The organism is uncultured Campylobacter sp., assembly GCF_938031315.1.
Lineage (GTDB): Bacteria > Campylobacterota > Campylobacteria > Campylobacterales > Campylobacteraceae > Campylobacter_B.
Genome location: NZ_CALHHT010000282.1, coordinates 1 through 5171 on the forward strand (window position 1 = coordinate 1; position 5171 = coordinate 5171).

The following is a 5171-nucleotide window of genomic DNA, read 5'->3' on the forward strand; positions in this document are numbered from 1 at the left end:
AGAAGAAATTAGTCGATTGCGATAGCTCACTAGAAAGCGAGATTCTGAAAGGCGATGATCATAAGAAAACGGATACATATCTGCCTGCTGTAATAGACTTCTTGAAAAATGTGGCGTATCGTTCGCAATTGACGCCCGAGCAATTAAAAGCCGATTATGGCATGTCCGATAAAGCGGCGCCGTCTAGCGCAACGATAGAGCTTAATTTCGTCGTCAATAACGATAAGAGCGTAGATTTGGCGCCTGAATTTAAGCTAACGGCGGACGGCAAAGAAGAATCTGTGGGTAAAAATGTTACGTCTAAAAACGCGCTAGCGGAGTTTTATATAAGATAGTACGCTGCGGAATTCTTGAGTGGTGGAGCGGAATTTTAAATTCCGCTCCACCACGAAATTTAAAGAATTTCATTTTCGGTAAAATTTCATAGAATTTCAATAGAATTGTGCGGAATTTCGTCTGCGGTTTCGGCGTAAAATTTTAATGCGGAATTTCATGGCTGAGTCGATATGTCGCGCTTGTTTGCCACGATTAAAATTCCTTTTTATGTCGCGGCGTGGAATTTTAAGCACGGAATTTTATATTTTACTAAGACGCCTTATGCGCGTAATTTTACAAACTGAATTAATCGAAATTTAGCAGGCAGATTTTTCTCGACTTTGAATTTTGCAGCCTGAAATTTAACGCCTTAGACCCCCCCCTGGCTTCACAAATCCGCATCGCGAAATTCTGTCGTCGCGCTCTTGTTTTATAGCCAATAACGACGAGCAGCGTCAGTAGCCTCCATAAGCTTACATACGGCACATTTTATTACAAAGTTTTTTAAAATTTAAATCGATTAAAATTTCGCAGCGCGAAATTTCGTAGTTCTGTAATACAGCCAAAATTCCGCGGCTTTAAAGCCTCACACTAACCAAATCCTTTTACTTAGATTTTGCCCTAAAGCCCAAGCTCTATCGCCAGATCCTTTACCGCTTTGAGATTTACCTTGCCGCTGCCGAGCACCGGGATTTGCTCGACCTTTTTCACGACGCTTGGCTGCATTATCGGCGCCAGCGCGGAGTCCTTCAGGCGGCGCGAAATTTCATCCTCGCTCGTCTCGCCCACGTAAAGCAGAGCGATCTTTTCGCCCTTTTTCTCGTCTTTTAGATTCACGCACGAATAGATCGCGCTCTCGCCTAAAATTTCGCCCACGGCGCTCTCTACCGCGCCCAGGCTAATCATCTCGCCGCCGATTTTGGCAAAGCGCGAGAGGCGGTCGGTGATAAATAAAAACCCGTCGTCGTCGATATAGCCGATGTCGCCGCTTTTGTAGTAGCGCACGTCGTTTATTTGCGCGATCGCTTCGGCGGTTTTTGCCGGCTCATCGTAGTACTCCTTCATAACCTGATGCCCGCCGATTAAGATAAGCCCCTCCTGCCCGTTTGATAGCGGCTGAAGCGAGGCGGGATCGGTGATTTTTATGACCGTGCCTGCAAGCGGCAAGCCGACGCTCTTTTCGCGATTGAAGTGAAGCTCTTTGAAAAAATCGGGTTCGAGGACGTTCGGCGTATTTACGCTCACCACCGGCGCAGTCTCGGTCGTGCCGTAGCCCTCGTAAATTTCGATGCCGAATTTTATCTTAAATTCCTTGCGGACGTTTTCGTTTAGCTTCTCCGCGCCCGCAATCGCTAGGCGAATACTTCCTAGCATTAGAGGATTGAGCCTTTTATTTTTGGTGTAGAGCCTAAAAAACGTCGAAGTGCCGAACATTATCGTAGCGCCGTATTTTGCGCTCATCTTGCCGACGCTAAAGGCGTCCGTAGGATCGGGCACGTGGATGCTTAAAATTCCGTCGTTTAGCGGAAATAGCGTCGTTACGGTAAGCCCGAAGCAGTGAAAGATCGGCAGCGACGCTAAAATCGCGTCGTGCTCGGTGGCGTTTATGAGCTCCGAAATTTGGCGGACGTTCGCCATTATATTTTTGTGCGTCAAAACCACGCCTTTGGGCTTTCCCTCGCTGCCGCTGCTAAATAAAATCGTAGCTACGTCCTCTATCGCGTGCGGCTTAAAATACAGCGCGCGAAATAAAATTTTAGGCATCAGTAGCGATTTTAGCGCGCAGGCTATGCGCTCGTTTTTAGAGGCGCCCTCGCTTAGATCCTCAAGATACACGAGCCGATCGCCGATCGAACCCTCCAGCTCAAAACCCTTTGATTTGAGCTTTTCTACGAATTTGCGCGAGCTGATGATCGTGCGGATATTCGCTTTATCCGCGCAGTAGATTAAGTTCTCTTCGCTTAGCGTGTAGTTTAAATTTACGCTCGTTTTGCCCATCGCAAAAAGCGTTAAATTTACGGCGCTTGCGATGACCGAGCTAGGCAAAATGATACCGACGTTTTCCTCGCTATCTATGCGGTTCTTTAGCCTTTTGCGAAGTATCAAAACGGCGCTCATCATCGCTAAATTTGTGAGACTTGCTCCCGTACTATCGACCGCCACGCGCTTAAAAGGCGATCTTTTGGCTTGATTTAGCCAGTTGTAGGCAAGCGGTTTTAGGCTTGCGAGGTATTTGCCCCAGCTGAAAAACGACAGCTCCGTTACCGCGCGCTTTACCTCGTGCGCCTTGGAATTTGCCTCGATCGGCGCGCCGAAGCTTACGCGAAGCGCGTTTTTGCCGCTTTGCGAAATCGTTCTTTTATAATGCTCGCTGGCACGCGAAAACGTCGATCCCCAAAGCCCCCTGATATAAAAAGGTACGATGACGGAGTTCGTATCGTGCGCGGCGAGCTCAAATCCGCCCTGAAACTCGTCTATGCGGCCGTTGTAGCTGATGTGGCCCTCGGGGAAGAGCCCTACCACTTCGCCTGCATTCAGCGCCTCGCGGATGCTTTCGATCGCGCTTTTACTAACGCCCGCTCCGATCGGAATGACGCGGAAAATTTTAAAAAACCACTTCAAATACCACAGATCGTAGTAGCTGCGATGCATTACGAAGCGCACCCCGCGCGGGCAGGCAAGCTGCACCACCGCCCAATCGATCCAGCTGATATGGTTGCCTAAAAGCAGCACGCCGCCTTTTTGCGGGATGTTTTCGATGCCGTCTACGTGGACTTGGTAGCCAAATTTCATAAACGGAATGATTAAAATTCTAACGAAAAGCTGTGGCAGATATTTCGCGCCGAAGATCCCGCATATGAGCACGCACAGTGCTGCCATAACGAAAATTTCGCCGCTGGCGACCGCAAAATGCACCAAGATGATGGCGATGAGCAAAAACAGCACCATAAAGATATTTTGGATAAAATTTGATCCTGCAAGCACCCGTCCCATGCGCTCGTCGGCGGTAAAAAACTGAATAACGGCGTTGAGCGGCACGATGAAAATTCCGCCGCTAAATCCGAAGAAAAACGATGCCGTGCCGAGCCAAAATACCGAGTGCGCGTTGGCTAGCACCATTAGCGCGAGTGCAAGCCCGAATGCGCCGAACGGCACGATACCAAGCTCGATATGTTTTTTGCAGTAGCTGCCCGCAAAGATCGAGCCTAACGCGATTCCGATCGCGCTAAGAGCTAAGATCACCTGGATCACCATTACGTTGTCGCTGCCGCTAAGGCTCTTGTAGTGAGCCGGGAAGGTCGCGATCACGAGCTGCGAGACAGCCCAAAACATCGCAAGTCCCAACGTGCAGAGCAGGACGTTTTTGTCTTTTAGCACAAAATTTAAATTTTGCCTTAGATAGCGAAGCTTAAGATAGTCGTCTTTATTAAATTCTGCCTGCGGTTGCGCGGCGTCGAAGAATGGAATTTTATATGAGTAGTATGTTTCAAGCACGGAGCCCGCGACCAAAAGCACGCCGATGAACCAAACCGAGCTCATCAGCTCGCCCGCGTCGCTGCTGCGAACTGCAAACAGCTCGAAAATCACCGAAAAAACAAGAGATGAAAGCAGAATTGCGATGATGGTAAGAGCCTGCACGAGGCCGTTTGCCGCGCCTAAATTTTTCGCGCCGACGATCTTTTTAATCAAGCCGTATTTGGCGGGCGAGTAGATCGCGCTTTGCGCCGCAAGCAAGATCGTCATAAAAAACGCGAAATAAAACCACCCGCACAGATAACCTAGCGTAATGAGCGCGGTAAGCGCGACGCCGAGTTTCGCGCAGATCCGCGTAATGCGGGTACGCGAGAATTTGTCGTTGAGATAGCCGCTGGCGCTAAAAAGAAATACGTAAGGCAGCAAAATCAGCAAATTTACAAGCGATGTTAGAGCGATGAGAGCGCCTGAATCGGCGCTTTTAACAAGGACGTTTTGAATCGTGATTTTATGGCCCAGATCGACGCTTGCGTTGATAAACATAATCGCCAAAAACGGCAAAAATCCGTTGATTTTTAGTAAAGATTTCACGGGCGCTCCTTTAAAAGCGGGATTTTATCTCACGGAAGTTAACGGACGCAAATTTAAGGCGGCTTCGCTACAATTACGCAAAAATTAAAGGAAAAATATGAAAGTGCAAATCACAAATCGCGATGTCGATAATCTCAATAAATTTATGCTGCTTTACAGCAAAAAGGCGCGCAAGCAGCGCCTCATCAGCACCTACGCCATACCGTTTGAATTTTTGCTTATGGGCATCATCATCGACGGGCTTTTAAAAACGGCGCCGATTGCGAGCGTGGCGTCGGTTATTTTGGGTGCGGCGTGGCTTATTTTTTATCCGAAATTTTACCGCCGCATGCTAAGAAAACATCTCTCTGCCGCCAAACTCGCGCAAGACTCGAGCACGGAGATGAGCTTCGTCGCGGACGGCGAGACGATCTCGTTTTCAAAAGGCGAGCCACGCGCAAGCGAGAAATTTGCCGCGAGCTCGCTAAATCGCATCGCTGCGGGCAGGGAGAATTTTTTCTTGGCGTTTGATCGCGGCTTTCACATCGTCCTCCCCAAAAACGCCGAGACGGACACTGCGGTGCAGCAACTCGCGGGTCTGCGCGGGCTGCAGATCGAATCCGTGGATATGGATGTTGAAATTTAGAGCTTTGCTTTTAAATTTAAGACTCGTAAAATTCGCGATATAAATTTAAAATTCTAGAATTCTGCCTCTGAAATTCGGGTCGCAGCGGCGTTTATTTGTAAAATTCCATTTAAATTTTTGTTCGTGATATCGTAATCTTGGGGCGAGAATGGGCTCCCATTGCGAG

At 48.6% G+C, this 5171-nt stretch carries 2 protein-coding genes and 1 pseudogene; 2 read left to right on the forward strand and 1 reads right to left on the reverse strand.

What is annotated here, in order from left to right; all coding sequences use genetic code 11:
- A pseudogene (locus Q0236_RS06975) lies at positions 1 to 335 on the forward strand (hypothetical protein); the annotation flags it as partial.
- A gap of 601 nt (positions 336 to 936) precedes the next feature.
- Here the strand turns inward: Q0236_RS06975 and Q0236_RS06980 are convergent.
- A complete protein-coding gene (locus Q0236_RS06980; RefSeq protein ID WP_297916359.1) occupies positions 937 to 4380 on the reverse strand; it encodes an acyl-[ACP]--phospholipid O-acyltransferase in 3444 nt (1147 codons plus the stop codon).
- 97 nt (positions 4381 to 4477) lie between these two features.
- On the opposite strand from Q0236_RS06980, the gene Q0236_RS06985 reads away from it, so the two are divergent.
- On the forward strand, positions 4478 to 5005 hold the full coding sequence (locus Q0236_RS06985; protein WP_297916361.1) for a hypothetical protein: 528 nt from the start codon (positions 4478 to 4480) through the stop codon (positions 5003 to 5005).
- Positions 5006 to 5171: the final 166 nt, after the last annotated feature.

Bases quoted from the DNA above. Each gene is read 5' to 3' on its own strand.
- Q0236_RS06985 (WP_297916361.1), top strand. From the start codon at position 4,478: ATGAAAGTGCAAATCACAAATCGCGATGTCGATAATCTCAATAAATTT.